Source organism: Methylocella silvestris BL2 (assembly GCF_000021745.1).
Classification (GTDB): Bacteria; Pseudomonadota; Alphaproteobacteria; order Rhizobiales; family Beijerinckiaceae; genus Methylocapsa; species Methylocapsa silvestris.
This window is the reverse complement of sequence record NC_011666.1, coordinates 1,131,620-1,153,550: the sequence shown is the minus strand read 5'-3', so window position 1 is coordinate 1,153,550 and position 21,931 is coordinate 1,131,620. Positions and strand designations below refer to the sequence as shown.

The following is a 21,931-nucleotide window of genomic DNA, read 5'->3' as shown; positions in this document are numbered from 1 at the left end:
CAAAATGCTTCGGCGGACCTTCTCGCTCGCCGCCAGCAATGGAGTCGATGCGGCATATGGCCAGCGAGCAAGACGTTCTTACCGCGCTTGAGGCAGTCCCCGGGCCGGACGGCGAAACGCCCCTGGCGCGATCGGGCGCGATCGCTGGCGTGTCGATCCGTGACGGCAAGGTTTACGTCTCCATTTCGATCGACCCGCAGCGCTCCGCCGCGATGGAGCCCATGCGGGTCGCGGCGGAGACCGCGCTACGCAAGCTGCGCGGGGTATCGAGCGCGCTTGTCAGCCTCACCGCGAACAGAACAGAGCAGCGGCCGCCGCCGCCTCCGGCCGCCAAGCCGCAAGCCGGCCGCAATCTGGCGATTCCGGGCGTCGCCCATATCATTGCCGTCGCCTCCGGCAAGGGCGGGGTGGGAAAATCCACCACTGCCGTCAATCTGGCGCTGAGCCTCAAGGACCTCGGTTGGCGGATCGGCATTCTCGACGCCGACATTTATGGGCCGTCCTTGCCGCGGCTGCTTGGCCTCAAGGACAAGCCGCGCAGCGAGGGCCGCACGCTCATTCCCTTGGAAGCCTATGGCGTCAAGGCGATGTCGATCGGCTTTCTCGTCGGCGAGGAGGAGGCGATGATCTGGCGCGGACCCATGGTCATGGGCGCCCTACAGCAAATGCTGCGCGACGTCGCCTGGGGCGAGCTCGACTGCCTCGTTGTCGACATGCCGCCCGGCACGGGAGACGCGCAGCTGACCATGGCGCAATCGGTCGCGCTCGCCGGCGCAGTGATCGTCTCGACGCCGCAGGATCTCGCTTTGATCGACGCGCGGCGCGGCGTCGCCATGTTCAACAAGGTCGATGTCGCAATCCTCGGCATTGTCGAAAACATGAGCTATTTCGTCTGTCCACACTGCGGCGGCCGTTCGGACATCTTCGGGCACGGCGGCGCCCGGCGCGAGGCCGAGCGCTATGGCGTGCCTTTTCTCGGCGAAGTGCCCTTGGATATGGACATTCGCGAACAGTCGGATGCGGGGCGCCCGATTGTGGTCAGCGACCCGGGCGGCGCCCACGCCAAGGTCTATCGGGAGCTTGCGGCGCAAATCAAAGCCAAGCTGGACAAAGGGGCGGCCCGCGTCGCGCCGAAGATCATCATCGAGTAGGTTTTTCATCGGACCTGGAGAAAGCGAACATGCACATGTCGACTGAAAGTCTCCTGGTCATATTGGTTGTTGGCGTCGTCGCCGGCTGGCTCGCGGGTCAAATCGCCCGCGGCGCCGGATTCGGGATCATCGGCGATCTCATCATAGGCATCGTCGGCGCCTTCATCGGCAGCTGGTTGTTGCCACAGCTCAAGATCCATCTCGGCTCGGGCATCGTCGCCGCGATTGTGAACGCCACCATTGGCGCGTTGATATTGTTGTTGATTATCAGCCTCCTGCGTGGGGGCGGCGGCCGGTGGGGCCGACGCTGGTAGCAAAGCCGACGGCTGAGGGCCGGGTCGTGACGTTCTCGACGGCGGTCGATCTCGTCTCGGGCGTCCTCGGCATCACAGGATCGGCGATGATCTTGAAAGGTCCCTTGCGCCTCGGGCTTGGCCTTGTCGCCGTCAGTCTCTTTATGCAAGTCTTGGCGCGCTCTTTGGATTGAGACAACGCGCCGGATCAGGATCGCCGCGAGAATGGGCGGCGCGCAACGAGGCTGAGCAAGGGCGGGCGTGTGTAAATCTCGCGTGTGCCGGATTGAAGGCTTATTGTGCGGTGTGCGGGCCGCACGCCCTCTCAAACCGTCCGTAGAGGGCCAAATCGGACGAGCGTTTCTCATCATGCCATACTCAATTCGGAATTCGGCAGGCGCGCCGACGCTTGCGCAAGCGATTATCGATACGATTCCGGAGCCGTTCGTCGTGCTCGACGATCAATTTCGCGTGCTCGAGGCCACCCGAGCGTTCTACGAGACTTTCAAAGTCGATCCCGCGCAAACCTTGGGCCGTCCGCTCTACGCGTTAGGCGGAGGCGAATGGGACATTCCGGCGCTTCGGCTGCTTTTGGAGACGATTCTTCCCGAACAAGCGACGATGGACGACTTCGAGGTCGCGCATGATTTCCCCAATCTCGGCCGCAAAATCCTGGTGCTTGGCGCTCGAAAGGTGCTTTCCAGCGACAGTTCCAACGCGACGATCCTGCTATCCTTCATAGATGTTACGGCCCGACGCGCGAACGAACGCGAGAAGGAAGAACTTCTCAAGCAGACCCAGGAGCTGTTGCGGCAGAAGCAGGTCCTTCTTGACGAAATGGAGCATCGCGTCGCCAACAGCCTGCAGATGATCGCGAGCATACTGCTCTTGAAGGCGCGGGCCGTCACCTCCGAGGAAACGCGCGTTCATCTTCGGGACGCCCATCAACGCGTCATGTCGATCGCGGCGGTGCAAAAGCACCTCCATGCTTCGAGCGGCGTGCGCGAGATCGAGGTCAGCTCCTATCTGTCGACGCTTTGCAGCAGCCTGGCGGCCTCTATGGTCGCCGACAGTCAGCCCATCGCGATCAAGGTGGAGGCGGATGAGGGAACGGTTGATTCGGCCAATGCGGTCAGTATTGGCCTCATCGTCACTGAGCTTTTGATCAACGCGATCAAATACGCTTTCCCCACTGACAAAGCCGATGCGCGGGTGCTCGTGAAGTATGAAATTAAAGGCCCAGACTGGAAGCTGACCGTCGCTGACAACGGGGTTGGAAAACGCGCAGGCGAGGCGCGCAGCGCAGATAGCGGGCTCGGAACCGCCATTGTCAGCGCTCTCGCCCAACAACTCGACGCTAAGATTGAAATTGCCAGCGATACAACTGGCACGAGCGTGTCAATCACGCGCGCAACCTTCACGTCGCGTTTGGCGCCGACGACGTAAAGACCCCCGCACGCCAATGCGCCGCCGCCGCGCGGGCGGCGCGGCGTCTGGCTTTTAAGGGCGACCGAAGCCGCGCGGGCGCAGCGGGGCTTAAAGCCGCCCCGTGAGAAGCAAAACGATGACAATAATCAGTATGATGCCGATGACGCCGACGCCACCGTGGCCGAAGCCGTATCCGTAGCCGCCAAAGCGGCCGCTGAACCCGCCCAGCAAAAAGATAATGAGAATGATAACGAGGATTAGTCCGAGCGACATGATGCTGGCCTTTCAGGCAGGGGCGTAGGTACAACTTAGATTAGCATCTATCCGCTCGCTGAGGCTATCTCCGATCCAGCTTCAACGGCGGTTTGCGAGATGCTCCCACAAATCTCGCGCCGCCGATGGACTTGAAGCCTGCCAAGCTCACGACCTGTCGAGGCTCGCCAGCAGCGCGTCAATCTTCATCGTTGCAAAATTGGAGAAGGTGTCGGAGATCGCATAAGGCAAAATGATCTGATCGTTGTGACGTATCGCCCCGCATGTATAGACGACATTCGGGACGTAGCCCTCACGTTCGGAAGGGTCGGGCCTGACCAGCGGCTCGCGCGAGCGCGCCAACACTTTGGAGGGGTCGCGCTTGTCCAGCAGGACCGCGCCGATTGAATATTTTCGAACCGGGCCAACGCCGTGGGTCAGCAACAGCCAGCCCTCGTCAAGCTCGATTGGAGATCCGCAATTGCCGATCTGCACGAATTCCCAGGGAAACCGTGGCTTTAGAATGGGCTGGCCGCCGTCCCATGCGTATAGATCGTCCGAATAGATAAGGTAAAGATTCTCATTATCCTGCCGGCCGATCATGGCGTATTTGCCGTTGATCTTCCTGGGGAACAGGGCCATGCCCTTGTTGCGCGCGGCAGAGCCTTTCAGAGGCGACAACCGGAACGATACAAAGTCCGAGGTCTGCAACAATTCAGATCTTATCGCCGCGCCGCTATAGGCTGTATAGGTCGCATAAAATGTCTTCTTTCCGCCGTCGGAAAACTCGACGAAACGGGCGTCTTCGATGCCGTTCGTCTGCGTTTCGGTGATCGGAAAGATCACCCGTTCGCTGATGTCTTCGTTCGGCTTGAAAATCACGTCAACGCAATCGCCATAGGGTCCGGGGATCCGCTTCGCCACTTTTGGAATTGATGCGAGCCGCGCCGGCGGATCGACGCTCACGGCCCCATCGGCGGCAATGGCTCCCGAGCGAAACGTCAGCGAGGAAATATGCCCTTCGCCTACGCCGCGAAGACTGAGGATAAAGCGGCTGCCGCCCTCCGGCGCCCCGGATTGATCCGGATGCAACACAATGCTGGGATTGAACAAGGCGGCCGCTTCGAAGGAATATTCGTGCAGAAAATAGGCTCCAACCAGTTGGCGCTGTATCTTGCTAAATGTGGAATGCGCGCTGAAGGCGTCTTCCATTTCGTCGGCCCGCGCCTCGAAAGTCTCCAGCAGGTTGCGATGGCGGCCGTTGAAATTCTCAAGAACGTCGTCGAGCTGGTGGGCGGCCGTGTCGACATCGAGCGCGAGCACCCGCTCTACGATATGATTGGCGCGCGTCTTGTCGGTGGGATTGAGATCGCGCGGCTCGGTCGCCGGCTTGAACGGCCGCACGACCACCCGTGCGGGATCAGGGCGTAGATACAGCGCCTGCCGGTTGAGAAATTTGGCTTGTGACAAAGCGCCCTCGGCTTGTTTGAGAGATTTCAGCGAGTTTCGGCGGACAGGGCAGAAGCGGCGCAGGCTTGATGCGGTCCCCGTTGATTCGGGCGAGCTGGCGGATTTCCGCGAGGCTGAGAAGGTAGGATACCACGGACTCGCCGCCCCTGTTCTCATTCGGGCGGTCGGGGTGCAGGCCATCGCGGCAGCTCCCTGTGTCCACGTCGACCAGAGGGGCGGACAAATCGTTGCGGCCGAGAAACCAGGCGAATGCGCGCGCCGCGTCGGCCTTCCATTCAGACTTGCCCTCCGCACGCCACGCCGCAAGGCAGGCCGAGATCGTCGCTGCAGCTTCGAGCGGCTGTTGATCGAACGCCTTCGGCGGCTTGCGCCTGTCCCCGAAGCTGTCTGAACCGACCGGTCTGAACAGCCCTTCGGGCGTCGTCTGGATCGTCATGAGCCAGCGCAAGGACCTCAAGCCCGCCTTGACGTAGGAGGGCGCGCCGGTCGAACGTCCGGTGACGATCAAGGCCTGAGACAAGCGCGCATTGTCATAGGCGAGTCCATCTTCGAACCAGACCCAATCGTCCGTTTCGGTCAATGACATAAGGGACATCAGCCGGTCGGCGAGGACGCTCTGGATGCGTATTGCGGTCGGATTTCTCTCGGCGACGGCGCAATACGCCTCAAGGCCAAGCAAGGCAAAGCCCCAGGCGCGGGGCGATCGGAAGCTGACGACGGTCGGCAACGCCTCCATGAACAAAGCGGCGGCCCAGCGCCGCCGCGAGGGGCTTGCGTCGCTTCGGGCGCACTCGCCCAAACACCAAAGCGTACGGCCGTGGCTATCCTCTGAGCCGCGGTCCTCAAGCCAGCGCCGATCGAAGCTCATAAAATTGCGAAACATCTTCGTGTCGGGGTTCCATGCGTGCTGCACGAAAGCGGCGAAACGCGACGACAATGCCTCCGGCAGACGCTGCTCGCCCGGCGCGTTGAGCGCACAAGCCAGCAGCAGCGCGCGGGCGTTGTCGTCGACGCAATAGCCGTGCAAACGGTCGGGCACATTGTGAACCGCATGCTGGAACAGCCCGGTGTCGTCGCACATCGAGAGAAAATGGCTAAGTTGCATCTCCGGCTGCGGCTGAGCTTCGCGCTCGATCGCGCTGCGCTCGGGCAGGAGAACGATTTTTGGCCGATCCGCCTTGCGGGCGGAATTGAACACTTCGACGTAACGCTCCGCGGTCCGTTCCCACGTCATCGATCGGCTGCTTGAATAAGCGCGCTTGCGCATGGCCTCCCGGCGCGCGTCGTCGGTCAGCAATCCCGCTACGGCGTCGCCCGTCGCGCCGGCGTCGCCGAATGGAACGAGCAGCCCGCGGCCGTCGGCGAGCAGTTCTCGCGCGTGCCAATAGGGCGTCGAAACGACCGCCTTTCCAAGCCCGAAGCTGTAGGCCAATGTGCCGGACGTCATCTGCGCTTCGTTGAGATAGGGCGTGACGTAGACGTCGCACATCGCGATAAATTCGAGCAGCGTCGATTGATCGACGAACTGGTCGAGAAAGACGACATGGTCCTCGACGCCAAGCGCCCGGACGCGTTCGATCAGGCTCTCGCGGTAGACCTCGCCGTGATCGCGGACAAGATTTGGATGCGTCGCGCCAAGAACGACATATACGGCTTCGGGACAGCGCTTCAGGACGGAGGGCATGGCGTCGATCATGACTTCGACGCCCTTGTTGGGGGAAAGCAGACCAAACGTTAAAATGACGGCTTTGCCGCCGAAGCCAAATTTGATCTTCGCCTGATCCGGCTCGACATAGGCGACGTCGGGGATTCCGTGCGGTATCAGTTCGATCTTCTCCGCAGGCGCCTGGTAAACTTCGCGGAGCAGCTCCCGGCCTTTCTCGGCCATGACGACGAGCTTTGCCGATGACGCGATGATCCGATCCATGACGCCGCGCTGCAGCGGCGTCGGCTCGGCCAGAATTGTATGAAGCGTCGTCACGACGGGCATGGTCAGGGGCCCCAGCAGCGCCATGATGCGCTTGCCCGCTTCGTCGCCGTAGATGCCGAATTCATGCTGGAGACAGGCCACATCGAACTGGCCCGCGTTCAGGAAGGCCGCGGCGCGGATGTAGTCGTCTGTCTTGTCGTCATTGACTTCAAAGCCGACGACGGGCGGATAGTCGTAGGAATGGCCGCGGTCGTTCATCGCGACGATCTGCGTCTTCAAATCCGGGAATGCGGCCGCGATCGCCCGCTGCAAATCATTCGTAAAGGTGGCGATGCCGCAGCGGCGCGGAAGCGAATTGCCGATGAAGGCGACGCGGCTGAGGCGGGTCATGGCCGCGCCTCCGTCAAGCGGTTCGATGGGCGCAAGGCCGGTTGGCGGGGCCGCGAAAGATCGCGAACCGCGGCGTTGGCGCTTTTGTCGGTGAGATTGTGCAGAATGTCGGTGATCGGCTTCGGGCCGAGATAGGTCAACAGCCCCGTAAAGCCGTCGGCGCCAGCCTTTATCTCCGCGTCGTCTTCATCGATGAAAACAGCTTCGCCGGCGATCGCCTTGACCGGTCCGATCTGAGTGTCGCCTTTGACGCCAAAGAGCCAAGTCTCGCGCTCCGCATGCAGGTCCCAATTCGATTTCGGCGCCAAAACGATCCGTTCGACGATGAAATGCGGGCTGGAGATGAGCAGCGTCCGGGCGTCGGACAAGCGCTCTTCGGCGGGCTGAGGCTCTGCCGGGCCCGTATGCGCGGCGCCCACCGCATTGTCCACATGAAGTTCCCGCCCTCGGCCGTAGTCGAACAGGCGGAATGTCGCGTCGCTTCTTTGCTGAATTTCGGCAATCACAAGCCCCGCGCCGATGGCGTGAATAGCGCCGGCAGGAACGAAGACGACCTCGTCGGCTACGACGCGGCGCCATTGAATGAGCCCGGCTATCGAGCCGTCCTCAATCGCGCTGCGCAATTGCGCAGGCTTGACCGGCCGCTTCAGCCCGATGGCGACTTTTGCTCCGGGCGCGGCCGACAGAATATACCACGCCTCGCTTTTGCCGTGGGCGAGCCCGATCGATTGCGCGAAGGCGTCGTCTGGATGAACCTGGATCGACAGCGGCGCCTTCGTGAAGAGCATTTTGAGAAGAAGCGCCGGATCCGGCGCGTTCAGATTGGCGCGCTGAAACCACAGCTCGCCGACCGCTTTATCGGCGGGAATTTTGCTCCATGGCCGCAGATCGGTGCTGCCCCAGGGTTTATGCACAATCCGAGCGGACGCATATTCGATCGCCATGATGTTCTCCTGGTTCGTCGGCTCAGATCGGCTCGATGCGACGTCAGAGACGTCAGCGCGGCCAATTGGAGGCGGGAGGTAATTCGCCGGCGACGTCGACGTGAGCGGCGTTGCTCGACGAACGCAGCTGCTTGTCGGAAAATTGGAGGCTGAGAACGCGGCCGTCTTCGGTGCGCAATCTCAGGTCCTTGCGGCCGAACGCTCCGCGCAACGCCTTGGGAGACATGCGGATTTCACCAGATCCGGCGACTTCGCCGTTCTTCGTCAGGAATCCGTCAAAATCATAATCGGCGGGACCGGCTGTCTCGCCGCCATAGGTCAGAATGCCGGCGCCGCGTAGGCCGCCAAGATACAGCATGATCGCCCGCCTTTTCTCAGCAGCGCGCGACCAATCGCACGCAGCAAATTCCGGATTCGCGAGCGTAAGCCATCTGGCTCCCGCCGGTTGCGACCGGAAGGCGCCTAATTCGGGTGGCCGTTTCGACGGTCGGGCTGCGCTGTCAGCCCTTTTTCTTGGGAAGTCCGATCGAAGTCGTCATGCCTTTAGCCAGAAGCGGCGAGACTGCGGCGGCTTCTTTTGTCTTCTTCGGCTTTCGAATCTCGCGATTGCTGCGCTTTTGCTCTTTCGCCATGCGTCCCTCCCAGGAGAAATCCGACCCCATCAGGGCCGGCAAACAAAAAGCCCCGCCGCCTTGGTGAGGCGCGGGGCCAGCAAGACGGCCAGAGCATATTTCGACCTGATGAAATCACTCGGTCGGAAAACGCTCCGGCGCCTCATCGGGTGGGAATGCCGCCCCGATCACCCGCGCGCCGACCAGTACATCCGTGGTCGCCATTGCGGGGTGATGCTTGTCCGGCGGACCCTGGCGAACCAGGGCCGCACGCCGCATTCAGCCCAGAAGCTTGAGATTGTCCGCGGACATTTTTCCGCTTTTGCGGTCGGCGACGAGCTCGAAGCCCACCTTCTGACCTTCTTGCAGATCTCCAATGCCAGCTCGCTCGACAGCGCTGATATGGACAAAGGCGTCATTGCCGCCATCGTCCGGCGCGATAAAGCCGAAGCCCTTCTGGGAGTTAAACCATTTCACGGTTCCCGTAGTCACAAGGAAACTCTTTCATAAACAGAGATGAAGTTGTACCCGCTCGCGCGGACAATCGAAAACTGAATTTTCAAATGAGAATTATCAGCGCGGCTCCGATTTGACCTACTCAGGGCCAAGTATCAGGCCGTCCATCGATAAACCCAATATGATCCGACGATGATAAATTTACAAGCACGATATCTTTATTTATTTGCCGATTCTTGCTTTGGCTGGCGCCTTATTTCGATATTTGGCTGCCGCGCAAATATTTCCCGCCGCGACGATTGCCCTGTAGGACCCGGCGCGGGGGGCCGTTATTTCATCCCCCGGTGACGCTCATATGCCGCGTCACGGCCGGTTTTGCCCCGCGACGATTGATGACGAAATCATGCCCCTTGGGCTTGCGCGCGATCGCCGCTGCAATCGTCTCATTCAGCAGCTCGTCGGACGGCGAAGCGCGGAGCGGCGCGCGGAGATCCGCCGCGTCTTCCTGCCCGAGGCACATATAGAGCGTTCCCGTGCAGGTGACGCGCACCCGGTTGCAGCCCTCGCAGAAATTATGGGTGTGCGGCGTGATGAAGCCAAGGCGGCCGCCCGTTTCCGCGACGCGAACATAGCGCGCCGGGCCGCCGGTGCGATGGTCGATCGGCTGCAGCGTATAGAGCTCCGACAGGCGCCGCTCGACGACATTGAGGGGAAGAAACTGATGCGCGCGCTCGGCCTCGATTTTGCCAAGCGGCATTACCTCGATCAGGGTGAGATCGGCCCCGCGCCGATGAGCCCACTCCAGCATGCGCGGGATCTCGTCGTCATTGACGCCCGCCAGCGCAACCATATTGATCTTCAGGGCGATGCCGGCGTCCTGCGCGGCGTCGGCGCCGCGCAGCACCTGCGCAAGGTCGCCCCAGCGCGTAATGCTCTTGAACTTTGCCGGATCGAGCGTATCGAGCGAGAGATTGAGGCGGCGCACGCCGGCCGCGGCGAGATCGGCGGCATGGCCGGCGAGCTGCGAGCCATTCGTGGTGAGCGTCAATTCTTCGAGCGCGCCGGAGTCGAGATGGCGGGACAGGGAACGGAACAAGCCCATCACGCCCCGCCTCACCAGCGGTTCGCCGCCGGTGATGCGCAGCCGGCGCACGCCGCGCGCGACGAACGCCGAGCATAGGCGATCGAGCTCCTCGAAGGTCAGAATGTCGCGCTTCGGCAGGAAATTCATGTCCTCCGACATGCAATAGACGCAGCGCATATCGCAGCGGTCCGTTACGGAAACCCGCACATAGGAGATCAGGCGCCCGAATGGATCGACGAGCGGCGATTGAGAGGATCCCTCGGAGGCTTTGGCGATCGGTGTAAAAATTGACATTTAGACGCTTGCGCTGAAGAGAGATCGGACAGACTGGAACATATATAAAGCGCCTTCAGTCGGTTGCATGAAAAAACTTTCTCAAGGGGTCAAAGTGTCGGGTCATTGGCCAAGCGAATTGCGGCTCAGGGAGAATGGCCGCATCCTTTACATTCATTTCGAGGCCGGCGGCGAATATGCGCTCGCCGCCGAATATTTGCGCGTGATGAGCCCGAGCGCGGAGGTGCAAGGCCATAGCGCCAAGGATCGCGTCACGATTGGCGGCAAGCGCAATTGCGCCGTCATCGGCGTCGATCCGGTCGGATCCTATGGCGTGCGCCTCAGCTTTGACGACATGCACACGACAGGCATCTTCACCTGGGATTATTTGTTCGATCTTGGCGCCCATTTTTCGGAAAAATGGGCGGCCTATGAAGCCGAGCTCAAGGCCAAAGGTCTTGACCGCGATCGCTCCGGCCAAGCCTGAGACCTGCGCGCGGCCATGCTATCGGACGATGACCTTCGTTCCGACTCGAACGCGATCATAAAGATCGACGACGTCTTCATTGGTCATGCGGATGCAGCCGGACGACACCGCCTGTCCAATCGTCTGCGGTTCGTTCGAGCCGTGGATGCGATAGAGGCTGCCGCCGAGATACATGGCGCGGGCGCCAAGCGGATTGTCGGGGCCGCCTTCCATGAAGCGCGGCAGGTCGGGACGCCGGCGCAGCATTTGTGCGGGCGGACGCCACGACGGCCATTCTCTTTTCATGGCGACCGTCTTGTCTCCTTTCCAGGTGAAGCCGGGACGACCGACGCCGATCCCATATCGCACCGCCTGATTGCCGGGAAGAATGTAGTAAAGGCGCCGTTCCTGCGTCGAAATGACGATGGTGCCCGCCGTATATTTTCCGTCGTAGGGCACGAGTTCGCGCGGCGGCGCGGTCGGTCGAGGGCGCGCTGTGAGTTCGGCGGGGTCCTGGCCATAGGTTGATGCAGATGATTGATATTCATAGGCAAGAACGGTTGCGGGGCAGTAGGGGAGGGCAAGCGCCAGCAATCCGCCGGCCAAGGCTGCAAGGCGACCATGCATGTATCAAGAGTCCTCAAAATCGGCGATCGAAGGGAAGCGGGCGGGACGGCCGCTGCATTCTCGCCATATTCCGGTCAAGGACGGCTCGAGGCAATGCGCCGGTCGCCGCAGCCGACACGGCCGCCTCTTTTTTCAAGCGCCGTAACCGTGCGGCAACATCCGTGCGGGATTTGCCGGCTGTCGGCCGGGCCGCTATGGTCGGCGCGAAAGTTCCAATTCGGCCCTGCGACCAGGATGAGATGCGCAGGGGCGGGCAGGACGAAGCTGCGGGCGACTTAAATTCCCGTGCTGGGACCAGACCATGCCTTTTTCGACGCCCCTTTCGATCGCGATTTTTTTCGTGATCTGGTTTGTCGTTCTTTTCGCCGTGCTGCCCTTTGGCGTCACCTCGCAACGCGAAGCCGGGGAAATTGTCAAAGGCACCGATCCGGGCGCTCCCGTCGCGCCGCGCCTGTTCGCCAAGGCGCTTTGGACGACGGCGATCGCCGCGGCCGCTTTCGCCGCGCTGGTCGTGTTCGCCCATTTCGCCAACGCCTGAGGCCGCGGTTTCGGCGCGATGCGCGCGGGTTCTATTGACGCTCAGGGCCGATAAGGTTACTTGACGCGTGCTTCCTCAAGGGAGCGCGTAGCTCAGTTGGTAGAGCATCTGACTTTTAATCAGAGGGTCATGGGTTCGAGTCCCATCGCGCTCACCAAGTAGCGCACTGTTTTCACGACGTAAATTTCTTGGCGCCTGAAGCCGTGCGTTTCGCGGCGCTGTCGTCCGCGAGCGAACCAGGGCGCGCGCGCTATTTTGCCGCGCGGATAGCTGGAGTTACGCGTGAACAAAGAATTGCCCGCTCCCGGGGCCCATGTTCTGATGGCCTGCGAAATCAGCCAGATTCGACCCTCGCCGCAGCCATGCTGAGGGAAGTGGAGCTTATGCATGCCGCCGTCCGTGATGGCGGCATGAGACAACGGCGGGAGCGGGAATTGTCTGTCACGACGGGCCCGGCGCCGTGAGCGCCACGAAAACGGTTGTTATCGTCGGCGGCGGTTTCACTGGCGCGATCTTCGGCCTGAAGTTGCACCGAAGCCGCCCGGATTGGCGCATTATCATTGCGGAGCCAAAACGGAAGCTTGGGCGCGGGGTCGCCTATGGCGCCTGCGGGCCCAATCACCTGCTCAACGTGCCCGTCAGCCGGATGGAAATCGGCCTCTCGCCGGGATTCGCCGAATGGCTCGCGAGCCGCCGCGCCTCCATCGCCGAGGCGCTGGTGGAAAGCGGGCTTGATCTTCAGGCGGCCTATGTTCCGCGCCGCCTGTTTGGCGATTATATCCAGGAACAGGTCGCCGCCGCGCTCGACGCCAAGGCGCTGGTCGGCCTCGCCTCGGTGAGGGGGGAGGTGGTGCGCCTGCTCGGCGGCTCGCGTGGCGTGCTGCTGACCGATGGGCGGGAGATCAAAGCGGATCTCGTTGTGCTGGCGATGGGCAACCTTCCGCCGGTCGCCCCCGGCGGCCCCGATCCCTGGCTCTATGACAGCGGATTTTTCATCCCCGATCCGTGGGCGATAGACGCTTTCAGCGATATCGACCCCGGCGAACCGCTGCTGCTGATCGGGACCGGCCTGACTATGGTGGATGTGGCCTTGCGGCTGGCGCAGGAAGGCCATCGCGGCAAGATGGTCGCGGTCTCGCGCCGCGGCCTCGTGCCGCGCACCCATCAGGCCGGCGGCGCATGGCCGGAGTTTCTGCACGACAAGATTCCGGCCTCTCCCCTCGCACTTACCAAAATGCTGCGCGCGGAAGTCGCTCGCGCCGAATCCCAGGGCGTCGTGTGGCAGCGCGTCTTCGACGCCGCGCGTCCGGCCGTCGCCAGCATCTGGAACGGCTGGAGCGAACTCAACCGCCGCCAATTCCTGCGCCATTTGCGGCCGCGCTGGGATGTGCATCGCCACCGCATGGCGCCCCGCGTCACCGAGGCGCTGAATCAGCTCCAGAACTCCGGCGCGCTGGAAATTCTAGCCGGGCGGATCGCCGCTTATAAACCGGCCGGCCCGCTGGTCGACGTCACGCTGCGCCTGCGAAATGGGGCGACCCGCAACTTCGGCGCCGGCCATGTCATCAATTGCACCGGGCCAGGCGGGGATTTCGCCAAAATCGCCAATCCGCTGATCGCGGACCTGCGCGAACGCCGTCTCGCCGTGCCGGATGCGTTGGGCGTCGGGCTCGAGACTCGCGATTGCGCTGTCGTCGATGGCGCCGGCAACGCCTCGCCCTGGCTGTTCGCGCTGGGGCCGCTCACCCGCCCCGCATGGTGGGAAATCACCGCTGTGCCGGAGATCAACCTGCAGATCGAGCGCCTGGTGACGCAAATGAGCCTGCCGTCCGCGGCGCGGTCCCTTACGACAGCGGATTTCCTTGATATTGGCGGCGGCATTTAATGACGCCCCTGCTGGCGCATGCGCCGCTGCCTCCTTCGCCCGCGATTTATAGCTTAATCGACGCTAACGCTGAGGCTCGGGCGGCGGCCTTGGTCCAGGCCGGAGCGGCGTCGATCCCCAGCGGAGAAGGACGCCAGACCAGATGTTGATTTCGCCAACCGGCTCCAGGAGGCGCGCGTTCCTCAGCGGCCCGCTGTCCACAGGCTCGCCCGCTGGTCGCATCACCCTTGTTGTGGAGAGACGTCCGGCCGGCAGATATCCAAGAAACTATCGATCAGCTCGATAAAACCTTGGGCGAGATCACTTGCTCGAAACACACGCAAATCCAAAGATGCGTCGCAATCCCGCCGGTTCCGTTAGTCTCTATGGGCTATAGCTAGGGTAGGGTGTACCTGTCACCTTGCCTGAGCCGGCGGCCCTGCGACGTTCCTCCCATCGGTGAGCGGGCTGCGGCTAATTCCTACCCAAGTGACTTGAAAAGCCGGACCATTCGTCCGGCTTCTTTTCGTTCCGCGTCGCGCGAACGATCGCCAGCTGGCACTCCAGCCCTCGGCGGTCTGCGCTGGTCCAGCTCACTGGCGGAAGCAAGCTTGATGGTTGTCCTATCAAAATCAAGTGTAAAATACAACCAATACGAGCGTATACATTTGTCTGTGCAGTAAATCTCAGATAATATCCGCGCCGATAAAAGAATAATGAACCATTCGACTTATGCCACGTTATGCTCATGTTAGAATGACAACGCATTAGAATTTGAAGTAATTTCGAGTTTCGAAAGATATTGTCTAATATGATTTTATCTATTTCTGCATTATTATGTGAGTTTTTCCGATATAGCATTAAATAATATATTATAGACCACGCTGCATTGTATGCCGTTCCCTTTCTGGCGCTATTTGGAGATTGGTTGTGCGTTCGGCTCAGTAGGGGTCGACCGTGAGGAAGCTTCAGAAGTTAGGCCCGAACGCGCATTGCCCTCTCGGACTGCGCCCGCCGCTTAGGCGTCTTTCATGAGGGCGCGTTGTTATCTTCCAAATAACACCGTCCTATTACGGAACGGGAGTCGGGCGACCGACTCCCGATTCTGCGTTGAGCGCTGCGAACTCAAGCGTGCTCGAACCCAACTCAACGCTTTCCCGCGCCACAACAAATGGCGAACTCCGCATCGAGCCTAAGCGCTAACCCCCTTTAAGGCTGCGCCGCTAGCGCACCAGAAAGCCGATGGCGCCCGCATTGGCGATGTCGATGAAAAACGCCGACACGAGCGGCAAGATAATGAATGCGGTCGGCGCCGCGCCATGGACCTTGGTGATCGCCGTCATATTGGCGATGGCGGTCGGCGTGGCGCCGAGGCTGATGCCGCCAAATCCCGCCGCGATAACCGCCGCCTCATAGTTGCGGCCCATGGCCGGGAAGACGACGAACAACATATAGATCACCGCGACGATCGTCTGCGCGGCGAGCACGGCGACCAGCGCCGGGCCGAGGCCGCCGAGCGTCCAGAGCTGCATGCTCATCAAGGACATCACGAGAAAGACGTTCAGCGACAGATCGGAAATCAGCGCGAGCGAGCGGCTGCGCGAGGGCCAATCGAGGCGCGGCAGCAGGCGCGGGATGGTGTTTGTGAACAAGATTGCGACCAGCAGGCAGACGACGAAGCGCGGCATGCGCACGCCCGCTTCGACCAGCGCTTCATGCGCCAGAAAGCCGATCAATATCACGATGTTGAGAACGAGAATCGTCCGCAGCAGATTGACGTGGTTGAGGTCGTCGAGTTTCGTATCGTCGGGCAGGCCGACGGAGGGCGCCTCATTCATCGGCCCGACGAGCTTGTAGCGCGATATCAGGACGCCGGCGACGGGGCCGCCGATCAGGCTGGCGATGACGAGGCCGAGCGTCGCGGAGGCGACGCCAATCTCCATCGCGTTGGCGAGCCCGAAGCGCTCCGTGATCAGAGGCGCCCAGGCGATGGTCGTGCCATGGCCGCCGATCAGCGAAGCCGAGCCGAGCAGCACAGTGATTCCCTCGGGGAGACGCAGGGCAGATGCCGCGCCCGCCGCGATCAAATTCTGGATCACCAGATAGACAAGCGTCACCGCCAGCAGCACGAGAAGCGGCCGCCCTCCGGCGACGAGATCGCCAAGCTTGGCGTTGAGGCCGATGCCGGTGAAGAAATACAACAGCAGCATGTCCCGCGCGTCGAGACTGAAATGAATTTCGACGCCGAACACCCGATAGGCGACGAGCGTCGCGAGCGCGGCCGTCAGTCCGCCCGTCACCGCTTCGGGAATGTTCCAGCGGCGCAGCGGCGCGATCAAATGATTGAGGCCGGCGCCGATAAAGAACACGACGATCGCAAGGGTGAAGGTGAGGAGCCCCGAGGCTTCAATGACTCTCATCGGAGATCGGCTGCCTTGCATGAGGGGAGGAAGCGCCTGGCGGCGCCGGCGAATGGATTGGCGCAGCTGGGTCGTCTCGCCAGCAGCGGATCGGACAAATCAGGCGCCCGGCTTGTAAGGCAAAGCTTGTCGCGTGTATAGTTGGCAAGAACGGATATCGAGAGAAATCGAGCATGGATGACAGCTCTTACGCCGCCAGGGCCGAAACGCTCGATTCTTCGAAGACTGCTGTTCCGCATTTTTCCTTTTCTACCAAAGATCTCCCGTCCACTGACCAATTCGGCGCGTGGCGCGAATTTATGTCGTCGACCGTCGAAATCCAGCGGCTCGAAGGGAAAGAGCAGGGATTTGCGGCGGATCAACAGGTGTGGAGCCTTGGCGCCTTCGCGCTGACGCACGCCCTGATGCCGGGCGAGGGACATGCGCGCGCCTGGCGCCATCTTGGCAAGGATCCGATCGATCACTGGTGCCTCGTCGTCGTCCGCGACGCCGGCCGCGATGGCTCGAGGCTGATCGGACTGCGGTCGCTCGGGCGCCCGTTCGAAGGGGCGGCGGCTGACCGCGACGTGCTGTCCCTGTTCGCGCCGCGAAGCCTGTTTCGCGGCCTCTCCAGCCTGCTCGACGCCGCGCCCGACGTCATCGCCGACGTCGGCCTCGGCGCGATTCTCGCCGATTATCTGCTCTCATTGCAGCGCAGGCTGCCCGGCGTAACCGAGGCCGACGCGCCGCAAATCGTCGAAGCGACGCGGGCGATGATCGCCGCCTGCCTGACGCCGGCGGCCGATTTGCGCGCCGCGGCGGAGGGCGCCATCGCTGCGACTGTGCTTGAGCGGGCCGATGCGATTATTTCGGCCAATCTCGCCGCCAAGGACCTCGGCCCCGAATTTCTCTGCCGCGCCCTCGGCGTCTCCCGCTCGCGGCTCTACCGGCTGTTCGAGCCGACGGGCGGGGTCAGTCGGGCGATCCAGCGCGCGCGGCTGATCCGGGCGCAGGACGCCTTGCGCGATCCGGCCGACGGGCGCCCGATTGTCGTCATTGCCGACGCGCTGGGTTTTGCCGATCCGTCGAGCTTCAGCCGGTCCTTCCGTCGAGAATTCGGCCATAGTCCCAGCGACGCGCGGAGCGCCGGGGCGCTCGGCTTTTTAGCCCCGCTGGCCGCCGCCAAACCCCTCGTTTGCGCCCCGATCGATCGTCTCGGCGACGTCCTTCGCAGCCTTCATGCCTGAGGGGGCCTCAGCAGGGAGCCTTGCGGCTTGCGGCACAGCAATCAGGATCGTCAGCACAGCGTTGGGATGAATTGCCGATGCCAGGCCCGGCGACGGATTGTATAAGCGGGCGACTCGCTTGCCAGCGGCCTCGCCATCCGGTTGGCAAAGCTTCATAAAGAACCTGAGGTAACCTATGCGCGCGACCTCCCTGACAGCAAGGTTTCTTGCGCGCAGCTTTGTTCCCTTGGCCGCGGCGGCCCTGCTGCTCGCGGGCTGCAAGGAACAGCAGGAGGAGCATGCGCCGCTGCCGCGCCCGGTCCGCGCCATCACCGCCGAAAGGAGTGAGGACGGCGAGACGGCCATGCTCACCGGACAGATTCTCGCCGAAAACGAAGCGGCGCTGGCGTTTCGGATCGGCGGCCGCATGATCGAGCGTTCCGTTGGCGTTGGCGATGCGGTGACGCCGGACAAAGTGCTGGCGAAGCTCGACCCGGTGAATGAAGAAAATGCGCTGCGCTCGGCAAGGGCGGCGCTTTCGGCGGCCGAGGGGCGGCTCGTTCAGGCGCGCAATAATTTTGATCGCCAGAATACGCTGCTGCAGCGCGGCTTCACGACGCGGGTTCTGTTCGATCAGGCCGAACAGGAATTGCGCACGTCGCAATCGGCCGTCGACGACGCGCAGGCGCAGCTGCAAATGGCCGAGGACCGGCTGAGCTTCACCGAGCTTCGCGCCAATGTGACGGGATCGGTCACGGCCCGGCTTGCCGAGGCCGGCGAGGTCGTCCAACCGGGCCAGACCATCTTCCAGGTTGCCCGCGAGGACGGCCGCGACGCGGTATTCGATGTTCCCGCCAATCTGTTGCGATCCGTGCCGGCGAACGCCCCGATCGCGGTCACTCTGACGGATGATCCGTCGACGATCGCGCAAGGACGCGTGCGCACGGTCGATCCGCAGGCCGATCCCGTCACTCGCACCTTTCGCGTCCGGGTGGGCTTGATCGATTCGCCGGCCGCGATGCGTCTTGGCGCGACCGTGACCGGCCGCGTGCAGCTCGAAGGAACTCCCGGCGTCAAGATTCCGGCGAGCGCCCTGACCAAGATCAACAATCAGCCTGCGGTCTGGATCGTCGATCCGAAAAGCTCCACCGTCGCGCTGCGCAATGTCGAAATCGCCCGCTTCGATCCGGGCTCCGTGCTGGTTTCCGAAGGGCTCGACGACGGCGACATCGTCGTCACCGCCGGGGTGCAGGCGCTTCATCCGGGCCAGGCCGTGCGTTTGCTCGGATCGCGCTCATGACAGGCCCCAATCTGTCCGAATGGGCGCTGAAAAGCCGCTCGTTCATCATCTTTCTGATGGTCGGCTTCACGGCGGCCGGGCTGCTCTCCTTCTATCGGCTGGGACGCGGCGAGGATCCGCCCTTCACCTTCCGAACCATGATCGTGCAGGCCTCCTGGCCCGGCGCGACGCTCGACGATACGGTCAAGCAGGTCACCGAGCGGATCGAACGCAAGCTGCAGGAGACGCGGGGCCTCGACTTTCTGCGCAGCTATACGACGCCGGGCCTCACCACCATCTTCGTCACGCTGAAAGGCAGCACGACGGCGAAGGAGGTGCCGGACATCTGGTATCAGGTGCGCAAGAACATCGGCGACATCCGCCACACGCTGCCGCAGGGTGTGGTCGGACCCGGCTTCAACGATGATTTCGGCGACACGTTCGGCATCATTTACGGCTTCACCGCCGATGGCTTCAGCCATCGCGAATTGCGCGACTATGTCGAGGACGTCCGCTCCAAGCTGCTCCACGTCAACGACGTCTCGAAGATCGAGATCATCGGGGCGCAGGACGAGCAGATTTTTGTTGAATTCTCAACTCAGAAACTGGCCGGGCTTGGCATTGACCGCGCCGCGCTGATCGCGGCGCTGCAAGCGCAAAATGCGGTGAGTCCGGCGGGATCGATCCAGACGGGCGACGAGAAGCTCTCGCTGCGCGTCTCCGGAGCGTTCCGGTCCGAGGACGATATTCTCAACGTCAATTTCCTGTCGAACGGGCGGCTGATCCGGCTGCGCGATATCGCCGAGGTTCGGCGCGGCTATTCCGATCCGCCGCAGCCGTTGTTCCGGGTCGACGGCAAGCCGGCGATCGGGCTCGCCATCGCCATGCGCGACGGCGGCGACATCCTCGCGCTTGGCGCCAACATCCGCAGCGAACTTGACAAAGCGGTGGCCGAACTGCCGCTCGGCGTCGAGCCGGCGCTGGTGTCCGATCAGCCGCAGGTGGTGACGACGGCGATCGGCGAATTCATGGAATCGCTCTGGCAGGCCGTCGCCATCATCATGGCGATCAGCGTGGTCAGCCTTGGCCTGCGGCCCGGCGCGATCGTCGCCCTGACGATCCCCCTGACGATCGCTATCGTCTTCCCGATCATGGAGTTTCTGGACATCGATTTGCAGCGCATCTCGCTTGGCGCGCTGATCATTTCGCTGAGCCTTCTCGTCGACGACGCCATGACGACGATCGACGCCATGACGACGCGGCTCGCGCTCGGCGACGACAAGGAGAAGGCGGCAAGCTTCGCCTATAAGACGCTGGCCTTCCCGATGCTGACTGGCACTTTCGTCACCATCGCCGGCTTCGTGCCGATCGGCTTCGCGCGCAGCGCCGCCGGCGAATATACGTTCTCGATTTTCGCCGTGGTGGCGATCGCCCTGATCGTCTCCTGGTTCGTCGCCGTGCTGTTTGCGCCGCTGCTTGGCGTCTGGCTCTTGAAGGCGCCCCCGGCGGGGGCCGCGCCGGAGAAGCCCAACATCGTGCTGCGGCTGTTCCGCTCGGTGCTTGTCGGCATGATGCGGATGCGCTGGATCTCGATCGCCGCGGCGCTCGGCTGTCTCGTCGCGGCCTTGATCGTGCTTCCGCATGTGCCGCGGCAGTTCTTTCCGGCGTCCGACCGGCCGGAGCTCGTCGTCGATCTAACCTTGCCGCAGAACGCCTCGATCTACGCAAGCGAAGCAGCCTCGGCGAAGCTCGACGCTATGCTGAAAGAGGATCCGGACGTTGCGAGCTGGAGCACCTATGTCGGCCGCGGCGCGATCCGCTTCTATCTTCCGCTGAATGTGCAACTGGCCAATGATTTCTTCTCGCAGGCGGTGGTCGTCGCCAAGGACGTCGCCGCGCGCGAACGCCTGCAGGCGAAGCTTGAAAAAGAGCTGGCCGAACAGTTGCCGACCGTCGTCGCCCGCGTGTCGCCGCTCGAGCTCGGGCCGCCGGTCGGCTGGCCGGTGCAATATCGGGTCAGCGGGCCCGACACGGGCAAGGTGCGCGAGATCGCGCTGAAACTCGCCGAAGTCATGGGCGGCAATGCGACAGTGCGCGACGTCAATTTCGACTGGATGGAGCCCGCGCGGAAGGTTCGCATCAAGATCGATCAGGATCAGGCGCGTCTTCTCGGCCTCAGTTCGCAGGCGCTGGCGACGTCGCTCAACGCGGTGATGACGGGCCTGCCGATCACGCAGGTGCGCGACGACATCTATCTCGTCAATGTCGTTGCAAGAGCGACCGACGAACAGCGGATTTCGCTCTCCACGCTGCGCTCCATGCAACTGCCGGTCGCGGGCGGGCGCACCGTGCCGCTGAGCCAGGTCGCGAGCTTCGATTTCGAACAGGAACTGCCGCTTCTGTGGCGGCGCGACCGCACGCCGACCCTGACGGTGCAAGCCGAAACCGCCAAAGGCGTCTTGCCCGAGACGGCCGTACATGCGCTGGCGCCGGCGATCGACAAGCTTCGCGCAAGCCTGCCCGATCAATATCAAATCACGACCGGCGGCACGGTCGAGGAAAGCGTTGCCTCGCAGGCCTCGGTCTTCGCTATGCTGCCTGTGGCGGCGATCCTGATGCTCTTTTTCCTGATGATGCAGCTGCAGAGTTTTGGGCGGATGTTCCTTGTCGTTGCGATCGTGCCTTTCGGCCTGATCGGCATTGTCTTCGCCCTGTTTGCGGCGAATCGGCCGCTCGGCTTCGTCGCAATCCTCGGCATTCTGGCGCTGGTCGGCATGATCGCCCGCAATGCGGTCATTCTGATCGATCAGATCGAGACGGAACGGGCGCAGGGCCGCGACATCTGGAACGCCGTCATCGAGGCGGCGCTATCGCGCTTCCGGCCGATCATGCTGACGGCGATCTCGACCGTGCTCGGCATGATCCCGATCGCGCCGACGGTGTTTTGGGGGCCGATGGCCTTCGCCATCATGGGCGGGTTGTTCGTCGCGACGATGCTGACGCTGCTTGTGTTGCCGGTGTTCTACATCACGCTGTATGGCGCGAAGGAGACGGCCGCAGCGAAGGAGCCGGTCGCTGCCTAACCGCCGCGCCGGGGCGAAGGAACAATCAACAACGGTCAATTTGGATTGTCGTTAGTCCAAAATCGCACGCCCGCCAAATCCAGAAAGCTACCGCATGCGCCGGCTCAATCCGGCGTCGCGATTCGACGTCGTATCGGACCATTCGCGGCGCGGGCCGCCACGCGAGA

General features: G+C 62.5%; 19 protein-coding genes and 1 tRNA gene. 11 read left to right on the top strand and 9 right to left on the bottom strand.

The window, feature by feature from the left end; all coding sequences use genetic code 11:
- Positions 1-56: 56 nt before the first annotated feature.
- The 4 genes from apbC to MSIL_RS05480 all read left to right on the top strand — a co-directional run bounded on the left by apbC (position 57) and on the right by MSIL_RS05480 (position 2,890).
- Positions 57-1,151 carry an iron-sulfur cluster carrier protein ApbC gene (gene apbC, locus MSIL_RS05495; protein WP_012590105.1) on the top strand — a complete coding sequence of 365 codons (1,095 nt, stop codon included), beginning with the start codon at positions 57-59 and terminating at the stop codon, positions 1,149-1,151.
- 29 nt (positions 1,152-1,180) lie between these two features.
- Positions 1,181-1,465 carry a GlsB/YeaQ/YmgE family stress response membrane protein gene (locus tag MSIL_RS05490; RefSeq protein ID WP_012590104.1) on the top strand — a complete coding sequence of 95 codons (285 nt, stop codon included), beginning with the start codon at positions 1,181-1,183 and terminating at the stop codon, positions 1,463-1,465.
- Entirely contained in the window at positions 1,447-1,638 is a 192-nt protein-coding gene (locus tag MSIL_RS05485) for a hypothetical protein (protein WP_041367658.1), read from the top strand. Before MSIL_RS05490 ends, MSIL_RS05485 begins: the two co-directional genes overlap by 19 nt.
- Positions 1,639-1,813: 175 nt before the next feature.
- Positions 1,814-2,890 carry a sensor histidine kinase gene (locus MSIL_RS05480; protein WP_012590102.1) on the top strand — a complete coding sequence of 359 codons (1,077 nt, stop codon included), beginning with the start codon at positions 1,814-1,816 and terminating at the stop codon, positions 2,888-2,890.
- A 90-nt stretch (positions 2,891-2,980) separates the two neighbouring features.
- On the opposite strand, the gene MSIL_RS20560 is transcribed toward MSIL_RS05480, so the two are convergent.
- The 7 genes from MSIL_RS20560 to moaA form a co-directional block, all read right to left on the bottom strand.
- The gene (locus MSIL_RS20560; protein ID WP_012590101.1) at positions 2,981-3,145 is read right to left on the bottom strand and encodes a DUF3309 family protein; all 165 of its coding nucleotides are present in this window, start codon (positions 3,143-3,145) and stop codon (positions 2,981-2,983) included.
- A gap of 147 nt (positions 3,146-3,292) precedes the next feature.
- Positions 3,293-4,594 carry a glycoside hydrolase family 130 protein gene (locus tag MSIL_RS05475; protein WP_012590100.1) on the bottom strand — a complete coding sequence of 434 codons (1,302 nt, stop codon included), beginning with the start codon at positions 4,592-4,594 and terminating at the stop codon, positions 3,293-3,295.
- Positions 4,545-6,914 (bottom strand): glycosyltransferase family 4 protein, encoded by a 2,370-nt coding sequence (locus MSIL_RS05470; RefSeq protein WP_012590099.1) that lies wholly within the window; start codon positions 6,912-6,914, stop codon positions 4,545-4,547. Before MSIL_RS05470 ends, MSIL_RS05475 begins: the two co-directional genes overlap by 50 nt.
- Positions 6,911-7,858, bottom strand: a complete 948-nt coding sequence (locus tag MSIL_RS05465; protein WP_012590098.1) for a class I mannose-6-phosphate isomerase — start codon at positions 7,856-7,858, stop codon at positions 6,911-6,913. Before MSIL_RS05465 ends, MSIL_RS05470 begins: the two co-directional genes overlap by 4 nt.
- 52 nt (positions 7,859-7,910) lie before the next feature.
- Positions 7,911-8,216, bottom strand: a complete 306-nt coding sequence (locus tag MSIL_RS05460) for a hypothetical protein (protein ID WP_012590097.1) — start codon at positions 8,214-8,216, stop codon at positions 7,911-7,913.
- Between the two features lie 532 nt (positions 8,217-8,748).
- A complete protein-coding gene (locus MSIL_RS05455) occupies positions 8,749-8,961 on the bottom strand; it encodes a cold-shock protein (RefSeq protein WP_012590095.1) in 213 nt (70 codons plus the stop codon).
- A gap of 298 nt (positions 8,962-9,259) precedes the next feature.
- Positions 9,260-10,303 (bottom strand): GTP 3',8-cyclase MoaA, encoded by a 1,044-nt coding sequence (moaA, locus tag MSIL_RS05450; protein WP_012590094.1) that lies wholly within the window; start codon positions 10,301-10,303, stop codon positions 9,260-9,262.
- Between the two features lie 67 nt (positions 10,304-10,370).
- On the opposite strand from moaA, the gene MSIL_RS05445 reads away from it, so the two are divergent.
- Positions 10,371-10,769: a gamma-butyrobetaine hydroxylase family protein gene (locus tag MSIL_RS05445; protein ID WP_012590093.1), complete on the top strand. Its 399-nt coding sequence runs from the start codon at positions 10,371-10,373 to the stop codon at positions 10,767-10,769.
- Between the two features lie 18 nt (positions 10,770-10,787).
- Here the strand turns inward: MSIL_RS05445 and MSIL_RS05440 are convergent, their stop codons facing one another.
- A complete protein-coding gene (locus tag MSIL_RS05440; protein ID WP_012590092.1) occupies positions 10,788-11,375 on the bottom strand; it encodes a L,D-transpeptidase in 588 nt (195 codons plus the stop codon).
- Between the two features lie 301 nt (positions 11,376-11,676).
- On the opposite strand from MSIL_RS05440, the gene MSIL_RS05435 reads away from it, so the two are divergent.
- From MSIL_RS05435 to MSIL_RS05425, 3 genes are all read left to right on the top strand, one after another.
- Positions 11,677-11,913: a DUF1467 family protein gene (locus tag MSIL_RS05435; RefSeq protein ID WP_012590091.1), complete on the top strand. Its 237-nt coding sequence runs from the start codon at positions 11,677-11,679 to the stop codon at positions 11,911-11,913.
- A gap of 81 nt (positions 11,914-11,994) precedes the next feature.
- Positions 11,995-12,070: transfer RNA gene (locus MSIL_RS05430), tRNA-Lys, on the top strand.
- 303 nt (positions 12,071-12,373) lie between these two features.
- The gene (locus MSIL_RS05425; protein WP_012590090.1) at positions 12,374-13,798 is read left to right on the top strand and encodes an FAD/NAD(P)-binding protein; all 1,425 of its coding nucleotides are present in this window, start codon (positions 12,374-12,376) and stop codon (positions 13,796-13,798) included.
- A 1,202-nt stretch (positions 13,799-15,000) separates the two neighbouring features.
- Here the strand turns inward: MSIL_RS05425 and gltS are convergent.
- Positions 15,001-16,197 carry a sodium/glutamate symporter gene (gene gltS / locus MSIL_RS05420; RefSeq protein WP_012590089.1) on the bottom strand — a complete coding sequence of 399 codons (1,197 nt, stop codon included), beginning with the start codon at positions 16,195-16,197 and terminating at the stop codon, positions 15,001-15,003.
- 299 nt (positions 16,198-16,496) lie between these two features.
- On the opposite strand from gltS, the gene MSIL_RS05415 reads away from it, so the two are divergent.
- The 3 genes from MSIL_RS05415 to MSIL_RS05405 all read left to right on the top strand — a co-directional run bounded on the left by MSIL_RS05415 (position 16,497) and on the right by MSIL_RS05405 (position 21,764).
- Entirely contained in the window at positions 16,497-17,423 is a 927-nt protein-coding gene (locus MSIL_RS05415; RefSeq protein WP_187148706.1) for a helix-turn-helix domain-containing protein, read from the top strand.
- A 175-nt stretch (positions 17,424-17,598) separates the two neighbouring features.
- Positions 17,599-18,702: an efflux RND transporter periplasmic adaptor subunit gene (locus MSIL_RS05410; protein ID WP_012590087.1), complete on the top strand. Its 1,104-nt coding sequence runs from the start codon at positions 17,599-17,601 to the stop codon at positions 18,700-18,702.
- Positions 18,699-21,764: an efflux RND transporter permease subunit gene (locus MSIL_RS05405; RefSeq protein ID WP_012590086.1), complete on the top strand. Its 3,066-nt coding sequence runs from the start codon at positions 18,699-18,701 to the stop codon at positions 21,762-21,764. The genes MSIL_RS05410 and MSIL_RS05405 overlap by 4 nt, the downstream gene beginning before the upstream one ends.
- Positions 21,765-21,931: the final 167 nt, after the last annotated feature.